We start from the raw sequence: 18,588 nt of genomic DNA on the forward strand, positions 1-18,588 counted from the left end.
GCCGAGACCGTGACCGCCGAGGCGGAGGCCGAGGTGGCCAAGCCGCGTCGCCGCCGCGCCCGGGTGGTCAAGCCGGTGACGGAGGACGCGGACTTCCAGACCGCGCCCGCGGCCGAACCGGAGGCGCCCGCCGTCACCCGGCCGCGCCGCCGCGCCCGGGTGATCAAGCCGGCCGAGGACGAGGTCGACTTCCAGATCGCGCCGATCTCCGAGCCCGAGCCGACGCGCCGCCGTACCCGTGCGGCCTCGAAGCCCAAGGCGGAGGCCGTGGCGCAGACCGCGACCGCCGCCGGCGAGGCCAAGCCGCGCCGGCGCCGGGCACCGCGCGCCGCCGCCGCGCAGTCCGAGAGCTGAGCGGAGCAGGCACCGCCTGCCGGACGGCCCGGGGGACTTGTCCCCGGGGCCGTCCGGCGTTCCCGCCCGGCGAAGTTCTAACCTCGTCCCATGAGCAGGCCACCCACCTTCACCCCGCCCCCCTGCGCCCGGGCCCGTGCGCTGCGCACCGCGCGCGGCGACTTCGCCGTGCTGGACGCCTCCCCGCCCGCCGCCCCGCGCGGCACCGCCCTGCTGGTGCCCGGGTACACCGGCAGCAAGGAGGACTTCATCGCCCTGCTGGAACCGCTCGCGGACGCCGGGTACCGTGCCGTCGCCGTGGACGGGCGCGGGCAGTTCGAGAGCCCGGGAACGGAGAACCTGGAGGCGTACGCCCAGGAGGAGCTGGCCCGGGACGTGCTCGCGCTGGCGGCCGCGCTCGGGGCCGGTGAGGAGCCGGTGCACCTGGTGGGGCACTCGCTCGGCGGGCAGATCGGCCGGGCCGCCGTCCTGCTGGACGCCGCGCCGTTCCGTTCGCTGACGCTGATGTCGTCCGGGCCCGCCGCGGTGGTCGAGGCGCAGCGGGTCAAGCTGAAGATCCTGGGCGACGCGCTGGCGACCATGAGCATGGACGACGTCTGGGCGGCGATGCGCGCCTTCGACCCGCCGGCCGAGGCGGACACGGGCGGCGAGGAGCTGCGGCGGCGCTGGCTGCGCCACCACCCGGCCCAGCTGATCGCCACCGGGCGCCGGCTCGCCACCGAGCCGGACCGGGTGGCCGAGGTAGCCGCCACCGGGCTGCCGGTCCATGTGCTCTCCGGCGAGGCGGACGACGTCTGGCCGGTGCCGTTGCTGGACGAGATGGCCGTACGGCTGGGCGCCCGCCGGACCCGGATCGAGGGCGCCGAGCACTCCCCCAACACGGACCGGCCGGACGCCACGGCCGCAGCGCTCGTCTCCTTCTGGGACGACCTGTAGGGGGCGGTCCTGTAAGGGCCGGGGCCACAGGCGTCAGTACTGCGCCTGGAGGTGCTGCCAGAAGCCGTCCCGCAGCGCCCTGCGCAGCGGGGCGTAGCCGCGCAGTGAGCGCTGGAGCAGGCGTTCCGCCTCGTTCAGCAGGTCCTGGTCGACGGAGCCCGGCAGGTACGGATGGCCGGGCAGCAGGTCCGCCAGGGACTCGCGGCCGCGTGCGGCGAGCCAGGCGGCGGCGATCTGGGCGCCGACGAAGCGGACGTCCTCGCGCGAGGGTGCGGGGGCGTCCTCCTCGTACGTGGTGACGGCGCGCCTGGTCACGTACGGGCGGCAGAAGTCCAGGTCGAAGGTGCGCTGGCTGTCCACCTCCCAGAGCAGCGGCTCCGCCTGGTTGCGCCCCTCGCCGGCCTCGATGCCCCACAGGTGGACCCGGGCGCCGTAGCCCTGGGCGGCCTCGACGGCGGGGACCAGGTCCTCGTCGCCGCCGACGAGTGCGGCGTCGCTGATGGCGCGGTGGCGGGCGAGGGATTCCAGGTCGGTGCGGATGAGGGAGTCGACGCCCTTCTGCTGGTTGTTGGCGTTGAGGTTGCCGAGTCTGACCTTGACGTCGGGGAGTTCGGCGATGGTCTGCTGCTCGGCGGTGTGGATGCGGCGCCTGGCCCCGTCGTACCAGTACACGCGCAGCAGTCTGCTGTCCGCGAAGATGGTGCGGGCCTTGTCGATGAAGGCGTCGATCAGCCCTTCGGCGTCGAGGTCGAAGGAGCGCCGGTCCTCGGTGCCGGTGACGAGCAGCCCGGCGGCGGCGTACACATAGCCCGCGTCCACGAAGATCGCGTGCGTGGAGGGGGTTTTCGATACCTCGGTGAGCACCCGCTGGAGCAGGGCGTTGGTGCGGTCCAGGCGCTCACCGATCTCCGCGTCGCTCATGCGGTTCCCGTCGTGACGGTCGAGTGCGCACGCGTGATTACTCGCTGGTACTTAGACATCCGAAAAATTTCCTTAGCGTAGGGAATGTTTGCACGGGGCAAGCCGTTGTAACCGGTGTGGGGCGCACGACAGGCATGCCTGGCGCTCCTCAATCCTTGCGGACGGGAGACCGTCCTCCAGTAGTTCTCCAGCAGGAGGATCAGACGAAGGGAAGCCCTATGCGCTTCGAGATCACGCGACTCGACGATGTCGACGGTACCGCCGTGGACAGCACCGTCGTGGACGCCGCCTCCGTCAATCGGATCGTGCAGCAGGCCGCCGCAACGGGCACGCGCATCTATATCCGACCGGCCGAAAGTCCGGCTTCATAACACCTTGCCGATGTGAATGGTCGACGTAACGAAGACGAAGCGCCCCCGCACGGAGTGTCCGTGCGGGGGCGCTGTGCTGTGCGGGCGGGACACCGGCCGGTCAGGTGCCCTGGATGACCTGGGTGACGCCGTTGATGATCTGCTGCACGGCGATGGCGGACAGCATCATGCCGGCCAGCCTGGTGACGAGGACGACGCCGCCGTCCTTGATGACGCGGATGATCAGCAGCGAGTAGCGCATGGTCAGCCAGAGCACGATGTGCATGGCGACGATCGCGGTCCAGACCGAGACCTGGCTCGCCACGCTGTCGGCGTGCTGCACGGCGAGGATCACCGAGACGATCGCGCCGGGTCCGGCGAGCAGCGGCATGCCGAGCGGGACGAGGGCGACGTTGACGTCCTTGGTCTGCGTGGGCTCGTCGGTCTTGCCGGTCAGCAGGTCGAGCGCGATCAGCAGGAGGAGCAGCCCGCCGGCGATCATCAGCGCGGGGACGGAGACGTGCAGGTAGTCCAGGATCTGCTGGCCGAGGACGCCGAAGACGGCGATCACGCCGAAGGCGACCGAGACGGCCTGGAGGGCCATCCGGCGCTGCATCTTGGCGGGGCGGCCGGCGGTGAGGGCGAGGAAGATCGGGGTGATCCCCGGCGGATCCATAATCACGAAAAGGGTGAGAAAAAGGGATCCGAAGACAGCGACGTCGAACACGGTGAGCCTTGCGAGGAGAGAGCGGGAACGCGGTGGGTGGCCGCGGGGAAGGGGCGCGCGACAGGGCCGCCGGGACGTGCCGGACGGCGGCCTGGGCGGCCGGTGCCCGGGAGGGGGTGAGCGGTGCGAGCGGGGGCCCGCGCGCCGTTACGGGATGACGGGTCCGCCGGCGCCCGGCACCGGGAAGGCTCCCGTGGCGCGCCGGGTGATCTCGCCGTAGATCTCGGGGTCGGTGGTGTACGCGCCGAGCCGCACGGTCTTGCGGCTGCCGTGGTAATCGCTGGAGCCGGTGCTCAGCAGCCCCAGCTCGCCGGCGAGTGCGCGCAGCCGGGTCCGGGTCGGCTCGTCGTGGTCCATGTGGTCGACCTCGATGCCGTCGAGCCCGGCGGCGGCCAGCTCGGCGATGGCGGACTCGGGGACCGTACGGCCGCGTTTGACGGCGGCCGGGTGGGCGAGGACGGTGACGCCGCCGGCGGCCTTGACGAGCCGGATCGCGTCGAACGGGTCCAGCTCGTGCTTCTCGGCGTACGCGCGTCCGCCGTCACCGAGCCAGGCGGGCGCGAAGGCGTCGGACACGGTCTCGACGACTCCGAGTTCGACCAGGGCGGAGGCGACGTGGGGCCGGCCCACCGAACCGTCGCCGGCGATCCGGGCGACCTGCTCCCAGGTGACCGGCACGCCCAGCTCCTGGAGCTTGCGCACCATGGTCCGGGCGCGCGGCACCCGGTCGTCGCGCACCAGCTCGCGCTCGCGGGCGAAGGCGGGCTCGTCCGGGTCGAAGAGGTACGCCAGCATGTGCAGGCCCACGCCGTCGAGGCGGCAGGACAGCTCGGCGCCGGTGACGAGCGTGAGCCCGTCGGGGAGGGCGGCTATAGCCTCGGCGTGCCCGCGCACCGTGTCGTGGTCGGTGAGGGCGACGACGTCGAGGCCCGCGGCGGCGGCGTTGCCCACCAGCTGGGCGGGGGTGTCCGTGCCGTCCGACGCGGTGGAGTGGGTGTGCAGGTCGATGCGCACGACACGGACTCCAGTGCTCGCAGCCGAAAGGGGGACACATAAGGATAACCGGCGCGCGGGACCGCTCCGGCCCCGCTCAGGGCCCTGTCAGCAGGCGGGGCGTGAGCGCGCCGCAGGGCACCAGGTCCACTTCTCCCCCGGCGTCGCGCAGGTCGGTGAGCACCAGCTCGTCGTACATGAGGAGCCCGGACTGCTCGGGCCAGACGATGGCCCACAGCCACAGCCCGCACGCCTCACCCGCGAAGACGGCCCGGTCGGCGGGAGCGTCCTTCACGTGCCAGAGCGGCGTCGGGCGGCCGGCGGCAAGGACCTTGGACTCCGGGGGCCCGTCGACCCGCAGCCCCGGCCCGGGGTCGGGCCCCTCGATCCCGGCGTACCGCGCCCCGAGTCCCACGCCCAGCTCCTCGGCGACGAGCAGCAGCTCGCCCATGCCGCCGAGCGGCCCGGGTCCGGAGCAGGCGACGGCGGTGGCCCGCCCTCCGCTGCGGTCGTCGCCGGCGCAGGCCACGCCCGTGAACAGCCAGCCCACCGGCAGCGGCCAGGGCATCCAGACGGGCACCTGGGCCCGGTGCACCACGACCCCGAGCGCCTCGACGCTCGGCGGGATGACCGGCTGGAGCGGGTGCACGCTGCCGTGCACATCGCACTGCCAGGTGTCGGCAAAGAGTCCCGGCGCCCGGACCCGGCCTGCGCACTTCGGGCAACTTGGTTCGCCCCTCATACCGTCCAACGGTCCTCCCCGGCCGTCGCCGCGTCAAGGACGATCACTCCCCGGCCGTGCGGGATTCCCTCTCCACCGGCCAATTTAGATGTAACTTGCATTCATTAGGTCCTCTAACTTATTCTGTGCATAACGCATCGATCTAGTGGAGAGCGAGAGGGCCCATGGGGAGTCAGGCCACACCGGGAGAGGATCCGTTCAATCAGGAGACGGTCAGCATCCTGCGCCAGCCGAAGGCCGTCTGGGCGACGGCGGGCGCGTCCGTCGTCGCGTTCATGGGCATCGGCCTGGTGGACCCGATCCTGCCGTCCATCGCCAAGGGCCTGGAGGCGACGCCGAGCCAGGTGTCGCTGCTCTTCACCTCGTACTTCCTGATCACCGCCGTCGCGATGCTCGTCACCGGCTTCGTCTCCAGCCGCATCGGCGGCCGCAAGACGCTGCTGTCCGGGCTCGCGCTCGTGGTGGTCTTCGCGGCGCTCTCCGGCACCTCCTCGTCCGTCGCCGAACTCGTCGGCTTCCGGGCCGGCTGGGGCCTGGGCAACGCGCTCTTCGTCTCGACCGCGCTCGCCGTGATCGTCGGCGCGGCGGCCGGCGGCAGCTCGGCGGCGATCCTGCTGTACGAGTCGGCGCTCGGCCTCGGCATGGCGTGCGGGCCCCTGCTCGGCGCGCTGCTCGGTGACGCCAGCTGGCGCTACCCGTTCTTCGGGACGGCCGCGCTGATGGCGATCGGCTTCGTCTGCATCACGGCGTTCCTGAAGGAACAGCCCAGGCCCGCCCGCAAGACGTCCCTGCTCGACCCGGTCAAGGCGCTCGGCCACGGCGGGCTCGCCTCCGTGGCGGCCTCCGCGTTCTTCTACAACTACGCGTTCTTCACGATCCTGGCGTTCACCCCGTTCGTGCTGAACATGACGCCGTACAAGTCCGGCGCCGTCTTCTTCGCCTGGGGCCTGCTGCTCGCGGTCTTCTCGGTGCTCGTCGCGCCCCGGCTGCAGAAGCGCTTCGGCTCGCTGAAGGTGCTGGGGGCCTCGCTGGTGCTGTTCGCCGCCGACCTGGTGGTCCTCGGCTACGGCAGCCACACGACGGCCATCGTCTGCACCATCGTCTCCGGCGCCCTCATCGGCATGAACAACACCGTCTACACGGAGCTGGCGCTCGGCGTCTCGGACGCGCCGCGCCCGGTGGCCAGCGCCGGCTACAACTTCGTCCGCTGGTTCGCCGCCGCGGCAGCGCCCTACCTGGCCCCGAAGATCGAGGAGTGGAGCAACATCCACATCCCGTTCGTGGTCGCCGCGGCCGCCTCGGTCCTGGGCGCGATCGTGGTCTGGGTCCGGCGCTCGGCGCTGAGCCACGAGGCGGAGGAGTTGGAGCCGAAGCACGCCATCGAGGACGGCGTCACCGTCTTCGCCGACTGACCGCTGCGAGACCCCGTACCGCCCCGCCCACGGCACCCCTCCTGACCGCGCGGCGGGGCTTTCGCGTACAGGTCTCTCGCGTACGGGGCCTTCGCGTACGGGGCCTTCGCGTACGCCCCCGCGTCAGTCCAGGGCGGCCGAGGCGCGCAGCGGGTCACGCAGATCCGTCCCCTGCGACAGCCACCGCTCCTGGAGCTCCTGCGCACCGCGCACCCGCTTCCAGGCGGCCTCGTTGTGCGTCATCGGCAGCAGCGGCAGGAACCGCACCGGCTCCAGCGGCGCGTCCAATTCCAGGTCCTCCACCAGCCCCCCGCCCTCCGCGACCAGCACCGAGGTGAACGGGGCCCCGGGCCACAGCGGTTCGCCGACGTCCAGCGAGGCGCCGGGGGCCACGATCAGGCCCTCCACCTGGGGCGAGGCCGCCAGCACCGCGAGCTTGCGCAGCACCTGGTCGGTGTCGGCGAGCCCGCCCCGTACCGACAGCACCAGCTCGGCGCGCGGGCCCTTCACCGGGTCGGCGAGAGCGGCGGTCGGGTCGGACATCGGCTGGGCGGACATGCCGAGCGTGGCGTACCGCACGATGTCGCCGTCGATGAATCGGAGTACCTCGATCCGGTCCGTCCCGAGAAACGTCACTGCTGCGCGTGCGTCCGGTTCACCCAGGGCCGTCCGCAGACGCGCCTCGACCAGCGCAAGAATTTCTGCCATGCGGCGAGCATAGGACGCGTATGGAACGGGCAAAGTAAGGGATTGGCCCTGTACCGGCTGCTAGCCTGGGGTGCCGGCCGGGACAGCACGCAGAAGCGTCGCTCTCAAGTCCCGGCGCAACGTCATCCCCCAAGGGGGACCGACCGGAGGAGGTGGGGCTGCGGTGGATCCAAGTCGACCGTGCAGTACCAACCGCTCTTCCGCTCGACACCTTTCCGCGTGAACTGACGCCTCCTCGGTCAAGGCCATGGCATTTCGCACGACGGAAGAGCACGCCCTTTTTGCCTGTCTGTAGCGAACGCCGTCATCGCGCCGCCGCGGTGCCGCCCGCTTTGCGGATGTGAGCCCACGTCCCCATTCCGGGCTGTTCCACGCCCTCGCCGACGGCCCTCCGTGAAGGAGCCAGCCATGTCGATGATCCGTGACCTGCGCGCCGTCGTGCGCCCGTCCCTGCGCAAGAGCACCACCCTGCACAACAGCTACGACACCACCCGCGACCCGTCCGCCTCCAGCGCGGTCGTCGACTGCGCGGTCTACCGCGACGGCCGCCGCCTCGCCGAGGTGGACGGCACCTGCCGCACGCCGCGCGAGGCGATGCTCCGGGTGCGGGAGGAGGGCGGCTTCGCCTGGATCGGCCTGCACGAGCCGACCGAGGAGGAATTCGCGGGCATCGCCCGGGAGTTCGGGCTGCACCCACTGGCCGTGGAGGACGCCGTCCACGCCCACCAGCGGCCGAAGCTGGAGCGGTACGACGACACCCTGTTCACCGTCTTCAAGACCATCCACTACGTCGAGCACACCGAGCTGACCGCGACCAGCGAGGTCGTGGAGACCGGCGAGGTCATGTGCTTCACCGGCCGGGACTTCGTCATCACCGTGCGGCACGGCGGCCACGGCTCGCTGCGGGCGCTGCGCCACCGTCTGGAGGAGGACCCCGAGCTGCTCGCCAAGGGCCCCTCCGCGGTGCTGCACTCGATCGCCGACCACGTCGTGGACGGGTACATCGCGGTGGTGGGCGCGGTGCAGGACGACATCGACGAGGTGGAGATCGAGGTCTTCTCCACTCCGGACAAGGGCAGTTCGCGCGGCTCGGACGCGGGCCGGATCTACCAGCTCAAGCGCGAGGTGCTGGAGTTCAAGCGGGCCGTCTCACCCCTGCTGCGCCCGATGCAGCTGCTCAGCGAGCGCCCGATGCGGCTGATCGACCCCGACATCCAGAAGTACTTCCGGGACGTCGCCGACCACCTGGTGCGCGTCCAGGAAGAGGTCATCGGCTTCGACGAGCTGCTGAACTCGATCCTCCAGGCCAATCTGGCGCAGGCGACCGTCGCGCAGAACGAGGACATGCGCAAGATCACCTCCTGGGCGGCCATCGTCGCCGTACCGACGATGATCTGCGGCGTCTACGGCATGAACTTCGACTACATGCCGGAGCTGCGCTGGACCTACGGCTACCCGATGGTGCTGGGCTTCATCGGCGTGGTCTGCTTCTCCATCCACCGCATGCTCAAGCGCAACGGCTGGCTCTGACCTCTTCCCCAGGGCGGGACGCTCTAAGCTCTGCCCATGACTGCTGCTGACACGCTCCTCGGGCAGGCCCTCGTCGAGGAGGCCACGAAGAAGTCGGGCCTCATCTGGGTGCGCGGCACGGGTCCCGCGCGAGCCCTGTGGCACGTGTGGCACGAGGGGGCGGCGCATCTGGTCGGTGACGGCCCCGGCGAGCAGCCGCTCCCGGCCGGCCTCACCGAGGGCGCCACCGCGGAGGTGACCGTGCGCAGCAAGGACAAGGGCGGCCGTCTCGTCGCCTGGTCGGCCTCGGTGACCGAGCTCCCCGCGCACTCCGAGGAGTGGGAGGCCGCCGTCGCCGAGCTCAAGGGCAAGCGGCTGAACGCCCCAGACGCGGAGCGGATGACCGAGCGGTGGGCGCGCGAGTGCCGGATCGTGCGGCTCACGCCCCGCGACGCGCGCACCGAGCTGCCGGACACCTCCGGGGCTGCCGCGCCGCTGCCCACCCCGGCGACCACCCGGCTCCCCGTGCCGGCGGGCCTGCCCCGCCTCCTGAAGCGCTCGCTGCGCAAGTAGGGGGAGCGCGCTACGAGGAGGGCGACGTCTTCGGCAGCTGCTTGCCGTAGTCGACCGTCTCGTCCTCGGCGGGGGCCTTGAGCGCGAAGTCCTTGCCCCAGTCGGCGAGCGTGACGACGCCCCCGCCGCCGCCCCGGGCGAAGCGCAGCGGATACGGCTTGCCCTCCAGGGACACGTCGAGCGCGCCGCCCTCGCCCTCGCCGCCCATGATCTGTACGGTGCGCACCCCGGCGACCTTGTCGCGGTCGCCCTTGGTGAGCTTGCCGTGCAGCGTGAGGAGCCCGTCGAGCAGCACCTTCTTGTCGGTGAAGCCGCTCAGCTGCTTGTACGTGGGGTCGTCCTGGGGGACCTTGACGTATTTGTCCTGCAACTTGTCCGCTGCCGACGCGCCGTCCGCCCCGCCCTTCTCGTCGTGGCTCCAGAAGCCGGCGTCGGCCTTGAGGTAGAGCTCGTCGCCGATCCGCAGCAGCGCGAAGGTGCTGTTCTTCGCGGTGACGGAGCCCGCGCCGCCCTTGTTCTTGAGCCGCATGTCGATCTTGTACGTGCCGCCCTTGCTGACCAGCGTCCCGGCGAGGCGCACCGCGTCGGCCGAGTCAGCCGCCGCCTGTGCCTTCTTCTCGATCTCCGGCGCGGAGAGCTTGCCGATGCCGTTGGTCCCCTCGTCCGGGTCCTCGCCCCCGCACGCGGTCAGGGCCGCGGTCAGCCCCGCGCAGAGCACGACGGCGAGCGATGCGGTCCGGTGGCGGGCCCGGACGGACGGCACGAAAGAGGTCACAGGCGCACTGCCTCTCAGCTTCATGGCGGGGGTGGCAGACGGCAGCGTACCCGGGTGGCCTACGCCATTGGGCCCAGAGCCGTGCGGACGGTCCGCCGGAGCGGTCCGCGGGGGTACGGGCTAGCCTGATCACGTCATAACAGTGCAATAACTGTCGGAAGCGGGCGGCTCCGGAGCGGCCCGCAGGCGAGCGAGGAGGCACAGGCATGACACCGGTCACGCCCCGGGTCTTCGTCTCGCACCTGTCCGGTGTGCCGGTCTTCGATCCCAACGGCGACCAGGTGGGCCGCGTCCGCGACCTGGTCGCGATGCTCCGGGTCGGCGGCCGCCCGCCCCGGCTGCTCGGCATGGTGGTCGAGGTGGTGAGCCGGCGCCGGATCTTCCTGCCGATGACCCGGGTGACGGGTGTCGAGTCGGGGCAGGTGATCACCACGGGCGTGGTCAACATGCGGCGCTTCGAACAGCGGCCCACCGAACGCCTGGTGCTCGGCGAGTTCCTCGACCGCCGGGTGCGCCTGGTGGAGACGGACGAGGAGGTCACCATCCTGGACGTGGCGATCCAGCAGCTGCCGGCCCGCCGGGACTGGGAGATCGACAAGTACTTCGTCCGCAAGGGCCGGGGCGGGGCGCTGCGCCGCAAGGGCGAGACGCTGACCGTCGAGTGGTCGGCGGTGAAGGGCTTCTCGCTGGAGGAGCACGGGCAGGGCGCCGAGTCGCTGGTGGCCACCTTCGAGCGGCTGCGCCCCGCCGACGTCGCCAACGCCCTGCACCACCTCACCCCGAAGCGCCGGGCGGAGGTCGCGGCCGCGCTGGACGACGACCGGCTAGCCGACGTCCTGGAGGAGCTGCCCGAGGACGACCAGGTGGAGATCATCGGCAAGCTCCAGGAGGAGCGCGCGGCGGACGTCCTGGAGGCGATGGACCCGGACGACGCGGCCGACCTGCTCTCCGAGCTGCCGGAGGAGGACAAGGAGCGGCTGCTGACGCTGATGCGGCCGGGCGACGCGGCGGACGTGCGGCGCCTGATGTCGTACGAGGAGCGCACGGCCGGCGGGCTCATGACGACCGAGCCGGTCATCCTGCGCCCGGACGCCACGGTCGCCGACGCGCTGGCCCGGGTCCGCCAGTCCGACCTGTCGCCGGCGCTGGCCGCGCAGGTGTACGTGTGCCGGTCTCCGGACGAGACGCCGACGGGGAAGTACCTGGGCACCGTGCACTTCCAGCGGCTGCTGCGCGACCCGCCGTTCACCCTGGTCAGCTCGCTGCTCGACAGCGACCTGGTGCCGCTGCCGCCGGACACCCCGCTGTCGGTGGTGACCAGCTATCTGGCGGCGTACAACCTGGTGTCGGTGCCGGTGGTGGACGAGAGCGGCTCGCTCCTCGGCGCGGTGACCGTGGACGACGTCCTGGACCACCTGCTGCCCGACGACTGGCGGGAGACCGACTTCCACGGTCAGGAGGGGGTGCTCCGTGGCCGCTGAGGACCGCGCCAGGGCGTCGAACGGCGCGACGGCGCTGACCCGTACGCCCAGGGCCCGGCTCGACCAGCCGAGGGCGCCGCGCCGCAGGCTGCTGCCGGAGTACGACCCCGAGGCGTTCGGCCGGTTCTCGGAGCGCATCGCGCGCTTCCTGGGCACGGGCCGGTTCATCGTCTGGATGACGCTGATCATCATCGTGTGGGTGGCGTGGAACATCTTCGCGCCGGAGAACGTGCGGTTCGACCAGTACCCGTTCATCTTCCTGACCCTGATGCTCTCGCTCCAGGCTTCGTACGCGGCTCCGCTGATCCTGCTCGCGCAGAACCGGCAGGACGACCGCGACCGGGTCACGCACGAGCAGGACCGCAAGCAGAACGAGCGCTCCATCGCCGACACCGAGTACCTGACCAGGGAGATCGCGGCGCTGCGGATGGGCCTGGGCGAGGTCGCCACCCGGGACTGGATCCGCTCCGAACTGGAGGACCTGGTGAAGGACCTGGACGACCGGCGCGCGCTGGCGTCCGCCGAGAGTGACGAAGACCGCTGACAGGGCTACCCACGCGTAGCCACGGGCGCCGTAACGCCCTCCCGTCGCCCAGCACCACCCTTGCAGGGAGCGCTGCGCGCACCCGTACTATCGATGTATGGCTACGGAAGACGCGGTGCTTGAGGCACTGGCGACAGTGAACGACCCGGAGATCCACCGCCCGATCACCGAGCTGGGCATGGTGAAATCGGTCGACATCGATCCTGACGGTGTGGTCGCTGTCACGGTGTACCTCACCGTCTCCGGCTGTCCGATGCGCGAGACGATCACCAGGAACGTGACCGACGCGGTGGCCCGTGTCGAGGGCGTCTCGCGGGTCGAGGTCACCCTCGACGTCATGAGCGACGAGCAGCGCAAGGACCTCGCGGCGTCGCTGCGCGGCGGTACGGCGGAGCGCGAGGTGCCCTTCGCGAAGCCCGGCTCGCTGACCCGGGTGTACGCGGTCGCCTCCGGCAAGGGCGGCGTCGGCAAGTCCTCGGTGACGGTGAACCTGGCCGCGGCGATGGCGGCGGACGGGCTCAAGGTCGGTGTCGTGGACGCGGACATCTACGGGCACAGCGTGCCCCGGATGCTCGGTGCGGACGGCCGGCCGACCCAGGTCGAGAACATGATCATGCCGCCGTCCTCGCACGGCGTGAAGGTCATCTCCATCGGCATGTTCACCCCGGGCAACGCCCCCGTGGTCTGGCGCGGCCCGATGCTGCACCGCGCGCTCCAGCAGTTCCTCGCCGATGTGTACTGGGGCGACCTGGACGTCCTGCTGCTCGACCTGCCGCCGGGCACCGGTGACATCGCGATCTCGGTCGCCCAGCTCGTGCCGAACGCGGAGATCCTGGTCGTCACCACCCCGCAGCAGGCCGCGGCCGAGGTGGCCGAGCGGGCCGGCTCGATCGCCGTCCAGACCCACCAGAAGATCGTCGGCGTCGTCGAGAACATGTCCGGCATGCCGTGCCCGCACTGCGACGAGATGGTCGACGTGTTCGGCTCCGGCGGCGGCGCCCGGGTCGCCGAGGGGCTGACCAAGACGGTCGGCGCCGAGGTGCCGGTGCTGGGCTCCATCCCGATCGACGTACGGCTGCGCGAGGGCGGCGACGAGGGCAAGCCCGTCGTGCTGTCCGACCCCGACTCCCCCGCCGGCAAGGCGCTGCGCAGCATCGCGGGCAAGCTGAGCGGCCGTCAGCGCGGCCTGTCGGGCATGTCGCTGGGCATCACCCCGCGCAACAAGTTCTGACACCTGGACACACGCGGGGAAGGCCGGGGCCCGAGGGCCCCGGCCTTCCCCGTTCCGTGCCCGGTTACGCGTACGACTCGATGTCCTTGATCTCCGAGAAGCCCAGGCCGTACGCGCTCATGCCGCGCCCGTAGGCGCCGATGTGCACCCCGCCGGGCGCCGATCCGGCCAGCACCCAGCCGAACTCGGACTCGCGGTAGTGGAAGGGCACCGGCACGCCGTCGACCGGCAGGGACAGCGCCGACCAGGCGGGCCCCTCCAGGTCGTCGGCGAGTTCGAACGCCGTCTCCGTCTGCTGGTCCAGCCAGTCGTCGCGCAGGGTGTGGTCCAGCTGCGGCGGCCAGGTGCAGGCCAGCAGGCCGGAGCCCGCCAGCCAGGCCGCGGAGGAGACCGTCGTGGCCTCCAGGACCCCGGTGCCGTCGCCGCTGCGCCGTACGGGGCTGCTGCCGACGGTGACCACGACCGCGAACCGCTGCTTGTCCGCGCCGGAGTCGCCCCGCACCACGGGCTCGTCACCGTGGCCGATGGAGCCGTGCTGCACCGAGCCGTCCGCGGCGGTGCCGAGCGGCATCAGCCGGCGCGGGCCGGTGAACGCCTCGTCCAGCGCGTACCAGGGGAAAGGGGAGCGCAGATAGCCGTCGAGCGTGAGCCGGGCCGCCGGGACCGCCTCCGCCGTGACCGTGTCCGGCGCGTCCTGTGCGCCCACCCGACTCGTTGTCTCCATCAGCCCGGCCGCCTCCTCGATCCATAGGGTCCGGAGCGGCCCGCCCCCCGCGGGCGTCCTCACAACCGGACAGATGGAGAATAGCCATACCGTCCGGACGACCCGGGATTGGCAGCCCTCAGGTGGCGTCCGCGTCGAACGGCGGCGGGGTGTCCTTCGGGGGCTGCCCGCCCTTCTTGAGCAGGTCGGGGCCGCTCTTCGAGCCGTTCGCCGCGGTGACCGACGCACCGCCCGACACGCCGGACTTCGCCTCAATGGACGCCGTGCCCCGCCCGTTCACCGCGTCGGTGATCTCGGTGACTTCCTTGCGCAGGTCGAAGCTCTCGCGGATCTCCTTCAGCCCCAGGTCGTCGTTGCCGTCCATGAGCTGCTTGCGGACGAACGTCTTGGGGTTGAGGTCCTCGAACTCGAAGTCCTTGAACTCCGGGCCGAGCTCCGTGCGGATGTCCTCCTTGGCGCTCTCCGAGAACTCACGGATCTTGCGGATGAAGCGGGAGGCGTCCTGGATGACCTTGGGCAGCTTGTCCGGGCCGAAGACGAGCACGCCGAGAATCGCGAGCGTCAGCAGCTCGAGTGCACCTATGTCGTTGAACACCTTGCGGCTCCTCGTTTCTCCGCGACCAGCTCGGATGAGGTCCGGACACGGCCCACGGTACCCGGCGAAACTGTCCGGACGGTAGCTTCCCGTGGCCGTCACGTGCCGGTTGCCGACCCCAGTGTCAAAGTTATGGACAGGTCTTTACCACCACGGGTCAGGGTGAGATCGAGGCGGTCGCCCGGCCGGTGCGAGCGGATCTTGACTATCAGCTCCTCGCCGCTGTGCACCCGCTTGCCGTCCACCTCGGTGATGACGTCCTCCGGCTTGATCCCGGCCTTGTCCGCCGGACCGCCCGGGGTGACGGGCGAGGTGCCCTGGGCGCTGGACCCGACCCTGGCGCCGTCCCCGGTGTACTTCATGTCGAGGGTGACACCGATCACGGGGTGCGTGGCCTTGCCCGTGTTGATCAGCTCCTCGGCGACCAGCTTGCCCTGGTTGATCGGGATGGCGAAGCCGAGGCCGATGGAGCCGGCCTGCCCGCCCTCGGCGGCGGAACCGCTGTCGGCGGCCCGGATCGCGCTGTTGATCCCGATGACGTGGGCGTCGGTGTCCACCAGCGGGCCGCCGGAGTTGCCCGGGTTGATCGGGGCGTCGGTCTGCAGGGCGTTGACGTAGCTGACGTCGCTGCCGTCGCCCTTCTCGCCGCCCGCGGTGATCGGCCGGTCCTTGGCGCTGATGATGCCGGAGGTGACGGTGTTGGACAGGTCGAACGGGGCGCCGATGGCCACCACCGGGTCGCCGACCTGCACGTTGTCGGAGTTGCCCAGGGGCAGCGGCTTCAGCCCGGAGACACCGCTGACCTTGACCACGGCCAGGTCGTAGCCGCTGTCCTTGCCGACCACCTCGGCGCTGGCCGTCTCGCCGCCGCTGAACGTCACGGTGATCTCGCCGGAGGAACCGGCCGGGGCGACCACGTGGTTGTTGGTGAGGATGTGGCCCCGGTCGTCGAGGACGAAGCCGGTGCCGGTGCCGGACTCGGTGGTGCCGCTCACGTGCAGGGTCACCACGCTGGGCAGGGCGCTGGCCGCGATGCCGGCCACGCTGTCCGGGGCCCGGCCGCCGCCGTCCCGCTCGTCCTGGGGCAGCTCGATGCTGGTGAGGCCGCCGTTGCGCTCTATGTAGGCGCCTATCCCGCCGCCGATGCCGCCGGCGACCAGGGCGAGGAGGAGCGCGCCGACCAGCACCGTGCCGCGCCGGTTCTTCCGCCGGCCGTCGGGGAGCGGGGGGCCGGGCTGGGTGACGAGGGGCTGCCGGGGCGCACCCCAGGGGTCGTAGCTCTGCCACTGCGGCGCCGGCGGGTGCGCGGCGGTCGCGTGCGCGGCCTCCTGCGGCTGCTGCGGCGCCATCGGGGGCGGGAAGGCGGGCGCCGGCTCGGCGGGCGCGCCGGGCATGCCCGCGCCGTTCGTCCCCGCGTACGGCGGGGGTACGGGCGTGCCGTGCGCGGGGGTCGGCCGCTGCACGGGAGGCGCGGGCGCCCACGGCCCCGGGCCGCCGTAGGGCGGGGTGCTGTACGGGTCCGGTTCGTGCAGGGGCTGGGTGGGGCGCAGGGCGGGGGCGTCGGGTGCCACGGGGGCGTCGGAGGCCGCCGGGGCGTCGGGTGACGCCGTGGGTTCCGGGGCCTCGGGCGCCAGCGAGGCCCTGGGAGCCGCAGCAGCCTCGGGTGCCACCGGGACCTCGGGTGCCGCCGTGGTTTCCGGGGCCCCGGGTGCCACCGGGACCTCGGGTGCCGCCGTGGTTTCCGGGGCCTCGGGAGCCGCAGCAGCTTCGGGTGCCGCCGGGGCGTCGGCCTTCACCGTGTCCTGCGGCGCGGCCTGAGCGTGGTCCGGGGCTGCGGGGTCCGCCGGCGCGGGCACCGCGTCCTCGACGGGCGACGGCTCTTCGGGCGCGGCGGGCGTGCCGCGCCCCTGCGTGGGCCGGCTCCACCACTTCGCCTTGGGCCCGGTCGGCCTACCGTCGTCCATGTTCTCCCCGCAACTGCCGCAACCGGCCTCCGCACGCCCCCGCAGGAGGCGTCCCACCCGAAATCCTGGCGGAATTCAACCAGGTTTGAGCCGGACCTGCGCAGCCCGCTCCGGGTGGTGGGTCAGCGACGGGCGGAGAGCGGCAGCCCGTGGCCGGCGGGGGCCGGTTTCGCGGCGGCCGACGTGGGCGGCGGGGAGGACTTCGCGGAGCGGACGGGTGAGGCCGGGTCGAGCCCGCTGCCCAGCGCGCGGGCGAACAGGGAACCGGCCCCACCGGGGCGTATCAGCGCGGGCGCTGACACGTCGGAGTGGAGGGAGAGCCCGAACGAGCTCCCCGTCAGCCGACCGGTGGCGAGAAGCGAGGGGGCCGAGGTGAAAGCGGGGGGCGCCGTGTTCACCGCGGGGGAGACCGGGCGGTCGCCCTGGCCCGCCGAGGCGAGCGTGCCCTGCCCCGAGCCGCCCCGGCGGCCGGCCGCGGCACCGGTCCCGGCGCGGGCGCCGGTGTCGATCGGGGTCACGGTGTTGCCGGAACCCCCGGCGCGGGTGGGGGCATCGGAGCCGGAACTCGTCGGCAGGGCGCCGCCGAGCGCGATGGCGGCCAGCGAGACGGCACTCGCGGCGGCGAAGGCGAACCTGCGGCCCCGCCAGGGCGAGCGGTCGGCCTCGCGGCCCACCTCGTGGATGCGGAAGACGGAGCCGGCCGGCCCCGCGGGGAGCGCGGCGCCTGAGCCGTGCACGGTCGGGAGGTAGCCGAAGCCGTCCAGGGGGCCGCCGCCCGGGGTGAGGTCGGCGCGGCCGTTCGCGGGGCGCCTTCCGGGCGCCGGTCCGTCACCGAATCGCCCGGAACCGCCCATGGGTCTTCCCTGGCGGTCGTCGTCACCACCCGGTGGGCCGCCCGGGAGGCCCTGGAGGCGGGCCAGGAACCCTTCGGAGGGCGAGGGAGGGGCCGCCTGCGCGAAGACGTCCTTCAGGCGGCGCTGGGCGGCCGCCTCGGCCTTGCACCGGGGACAGGTCGCGAGGTGGGCGAGCACCCGGTCGCGGGCGTCGTGTTTGAGCTCGCCGTCGACGAGCGCGGCGAGGCGGTCCCCCAGGTGTTGTTCCGCGGGGGTCGGATCTGTGCCACTCACGCCGTGCCGCCCTCCCCCGCCAGGAGGGCACCCGCCAGCGAACGCTGCTCGGCGCGTGCCTCGGGCGAACGGTGCCGCAGCGCCTTGCGCAGGTGCGAACGCCCGCGGTGGATGCGGCTGCGCACCGTACCGAGCTTCACGCCGAGCGTCGCGGCGATCTCCTCGTACGACAGTCCCTCGATGTCACAGAGCACGACGGCGGCCCGGAACTCGGGCGCGAGGGTGTCCAGCGCCTGCTGGACGTCCGCGTCGAAGTGGGTGTCGTTGAACACCTGCTGGGGGGAGGGCTCGCGGCTGGGCAGGCGCTCGGCCGCGTCGTCCCCGAGGGAGTCGAAGCGGATGCGCTGCTTGCGGCGGACCATGTCCAGGAAGAGGTTGGTCGTGATGCGGTGCAGCCAGCCCTCGAAGGTGCCGGGCGTGTACGTCGACAGCGAACGGAAGACACGGACGAAGACCTCCTGCGTGAGGTCCTCGGCGTCGTGCTGGTTTCCCGTCAGTCGGTAGGCAAGGCGGTAGACGCGACCGCTGTGCGTGCTGACGATCTCTTCCCATGTGGGCGGGGTCCACGCCTGGGATTCCGCATCTGAGGCGAAGGTCGCGGTCGGTGCGGAGTCGTTGGAAGAACGGTCAGCGATGTCGGTCACGGATTTCGGCTCACCCGCCGACCTGAGAAAGCGCCGCAGCACTCCTCCCCGATCCACAGGCGCAGCCGCACCTCCCCTGTCGGCTCTGGTGGTGTCCAGTGGAGCCCCTACCATAGCCACCTCGCCCGTTAGCTCCGGATAAGCCTTTTTCCAGCTGGGGCCGGGGATCTCCCCGGAACCACGCCCGCGCACCGGACCCGATCGGCGGGCCTGATCCACGGGCTTTCCCCCGCGCTTACACAACGCCCGGTCCCATCTGCGGGTTCCCGGGTCCAGCG

At 72.1% G+C, this 18,588-nt stretch carries 19 protein-coding genes and 1 pseudogene; 9 read left to right on the forward strand and 11 right to left on the reverse strand.

From position 1 onward, the window contains the following. Positions 1-354: pseudogene (locus E6R18_RS25340) on the forward strand (ATP-dependent helicase); the annotation flags it as partial. A gap of 90 nt (positions 355-444) precedes the next feature. After that, positions 445-1,290, forward strand: a complete 846-nt coding sequence (locus tag E6R18_RS25345; protein ID WP_136319226.1) for an alpha/beta hydrolase — start codon at positions 445-447, stop codon at positions 1,288-1,290. A gap of 33 nt (positions 1,291-1,323) precedes the next feature. Here E6R18_RS25345 and E6R18_RS25350 read toward each other — a convergent pair whose 3' ends face one another. After that, complete coding sequence (locus tag E6R18_RS25350; protein ID WP_136319227.1) at positions 1,324-2,211, reverse strand: NYN domain-containing protein; 888 nt, start codon at positions 2,209-2,211, stop codon at positions 1,324-1,326. A gap of 218 nt (positions 2,212-2,429) precedes the next feature. Here E6R18_RS25350 and E6R18_RS34160 point away from each other — a divergent pair, with 218 nt between their 5' ends. Continuing rightward, positions 2,430-2,582: a hypothetical protein gene (locus E6R18_RS34160; protein ID WP_168712430.1), complete on the forward strand. Its 153-nt coding sequence runs from the start codon at positions 2,430-2,432 to the stop codon at positions 2,580-2,582. A 100-nt stretch (positions 2,583-2,682) separates the two neighbouring features. Here E6R18_RS34160 and E6R18_RS25355 read toward each other — a convergent pair whose 3' ends face one another. The 3 genes from E6R18_RS25355 to E6R18_RS25365 all read right to left on the reverse strand — a co-directional run bounded on the left by E6R18_RS25355 (position 2,683) and on the right by E6R18_RS25365 (position 5,023). Then, on the reverse strand, positions 2,683-3,288 hold the full coding sequence (locus tag E6R18_RS25355; protein WP_136319228.1) for a MarC family protein: 606 nt from the start codon (positions 3,286-3,288) through the stop codon (positions 2,683-2,685). Between the two features lie 147 nt (positions 3,289-3,435). Further along, the gene (locus E6R18_RS25360; RefSeq protein ID WP_136319229.1) at positions 3,436-4,302 is read right to left on the reverse strand and encodes a PHP domain-containing protein; all 867 of its coding nucleotides are present in this window, start codon (positions 4,300-4,302) and stop codon (positions 3,436-3,438) included. A 76-nt stretch (positions 4,303-4,378) separates the two neighbouring features. Continuing rightward, positions 4,379-5,023, reverse strand: coding sequence for a DUF6758 family protein (locus tag E6R18_RS25365; RefSeq protein WP_136319230.1), 645 nt, complete (start codon positions 5,021-5,023; stop codon positions 4,379-4,381). A 164-nt stretch (positions 5,024-5,187) separates the two neighbouring features. Here E6R18_RS25365 and E6R18_RS25370 point away from each other — a divergent pair, with 164 nt between their 5' ends. Then, a complete protein-coding gene (locus E6R18_RS25370) occupies positions 5,188-6,435 on the forward strand; it encodes an MFS transporter (protein ID WP_136319231.1) in 1,248 nt (415 codons plus the stop codon). 123 nt (positions 6,436-6,558) lie between these two features. Here the strand turns inward: E6R18_RS25370 and E6R18_RS25375 are convergent, their stop codons facing one another. Continuing rightward, positions 6,559-7,143: a suppressor of fused domain protein gene (locus E6R18_RS25375; protein ID WP_136319232.1), complete on the reverse strand. Its 585-nt coding sequence runs from the start codon at positions 7,141-7,143 to the stop codon at positions 6,559-6,561. 408 nt (positions 7,144-7,551) lie between these two features. Here E6R18_RS25375 and E6R18_RS25380 point away from each other — a divergent pair, with 408 nt between their 5' ends. Together E6R18_RS25380 and E6R18_RS25385 are read left to right on the forward strand one after the other, a co-directional pair. Continuing rightward, positions 7,552-8,673, forward strand: coding sequence for a magnesium and cobalt transport protein CorA (locus E6R18_RS25380; RefSeq protein ID WP_136319233.1), 1,122 nt, complete (start codon positions 7,552-7,554; stop codon positions 8,671-8,673). Positions 8,674-8,709: 36 nt separating this feature from the next. Further along, positions 8,710-9,225: a hypothetical protein gene (locus tag E6R18_RS25385; protein WP_136319234.1), complete on the forward strand. Its 516-nt coding sequence runs from the start codon at positions 8,710-8,712 to the stop codon at positions 9,223-9,225. A gap of 10 nt (positions 9,226-9,235) precedes the next feature. On the opposite strand, the gene E6R18_RS25390 is transcribed toward E6R18_RS25385, so the two are convergent. Next, entirely contained in the window at positions 9,236-10,000 is a 765-nt protein-coding gene (locus E6R18_RS25390) for a hypothetical protein (RefSeq protein ID WP_136319235.1), read from the reverse strand. Positions 10,001-10,206: 206 nt separating this feature from the next. Between E6R18_RS25390 and E6R18_RS25395 the strand changes: the two genes are divergently transcribed. The 3 genes from E6R18_RS25395 to E6R18_RS25405 all read left to right on the forward strand — a co-directional run bounded on the left by E6R18_RS25395 (position 10,207) and on the right by E6R18_RS25405 (position 13,256). Beyond that, positions 10,207-11,481 carry a CBS domain-containing protein gene (locus E6R18_RS25395; protein WP_136319236.1) on the forward strand — a complete coding sequence of 425 codons (1,275 nt, stop codon included), beginning with the start codon at positions 10,207-10,209 and terminating at the stop codon, positions 11,479-11,481. Continuing rightward, a complete protein-coding gene (locus E6R18_RS25400; protein ID WP_136319237.1) occupies positions 11,471-12,025 on the forward strand; it encodes a DUF1003 domain-containing protein in 555 nt (184 codons plus the stop codon). Before E6R18_RS25395 ends, E6R18_RS25400 begins: the two co-directional genes overlap by 11 nt. A 97-nt stretch (positions 12,026-12,122) precedes the next feature. Next, positions 12,123-13,256, forward strand: coding sequence for an Mrp/NBP35 family ATP-binding protein (locus E6R18_RS25405; RefSeq protein WP_168712431.1), 1,134 nt, complete (start codon positions 12,123-12,125; stop codon positions 13,254-13,256). Positions 13,257-13,320: 64 nt separating this feature from the next. On the opposite strand, the gene E6R18_RS25410 is transcribed toward E6R18_RS25405, so the two are convergent. From E6R18_RS25410 to sigE, 5 genes are all read right to left on the reverse strand, one after another. Beyond that, on the reverse strand, positions 13,321-13,980 hold the full coding sequence (locus E6R18_RS25410) for a hypothetical protein (RefSeq protein ID WP_136319238.1): 660 nt from the start codon (positions 13,978-13,980) through the stop codon (positions 13,321-13,323). A 118-nt stretch (positions 13,981-14,098) separates the two neighbouring features. Further along, the gene (locus tag E6R18_RS25415; RefSeq protein WP_136319239.1) at positions 14,099-14,575 is read right to left on the reverse strand and encodes a sec-independent translocase; all 477 of its coding nucleotides are present in this window, start codon (positions 14,573-14,575) and stop codon (positions 14,099-14,101) included. Positions 14,576-14,673: 98 nt separating this feature from the next. Continuing rightward, complete coding sequence (locus tag E6R18_RS25420; RefSeq protein ID WP_206308426.1) at positions 14,674-16,539, reverse strand: trypsin-like peptidase domain-containing protein; 1,866 nt, start codon at positions 16,537-16,539, stop codon at positions 14,674-14,676. A 122-nt stretch (positions 16,540-16,661) separates the two neighbouring features. Continuing rightward, positions 16,662-17,666 carry a zf-HC2 domain-containing protein gene (locus tag E6R18_RS25425; protein ID WP_136319240.1) on the reverse strand — a complete coding sequence of 335 codons (1,005 nt, stop codon included), beginning with the start codon at positions 17,664-17,666 and terminating at the stop codon, positions 16,662-16,664. Further along, positions 17,663-18,424: an RNA polymerase sigma factor SigE gene (gene sigE / locus E6R18_RS25430; protein WP_202453307.1), complete on the reverse strand. Its 762-nt coding sequence runs from the start codon at positions 18,422-18,424 to the stop codon at positions 17,663-17,665. Before sigE ends, E6R18_RS25425 begins: the two co-directional genes overlap by 4 nt. Positions 18,425-18,588 lie beyond the last annotated feature (164 nt).

The organism is Streptomyces sp. A1277 (assembly GCF_004795015.1).
Lineage (GTDB): Bacteria > Actinomycetota > Actinomycetes > Streptomycetales > Streptomycetaceae > Streptomyces.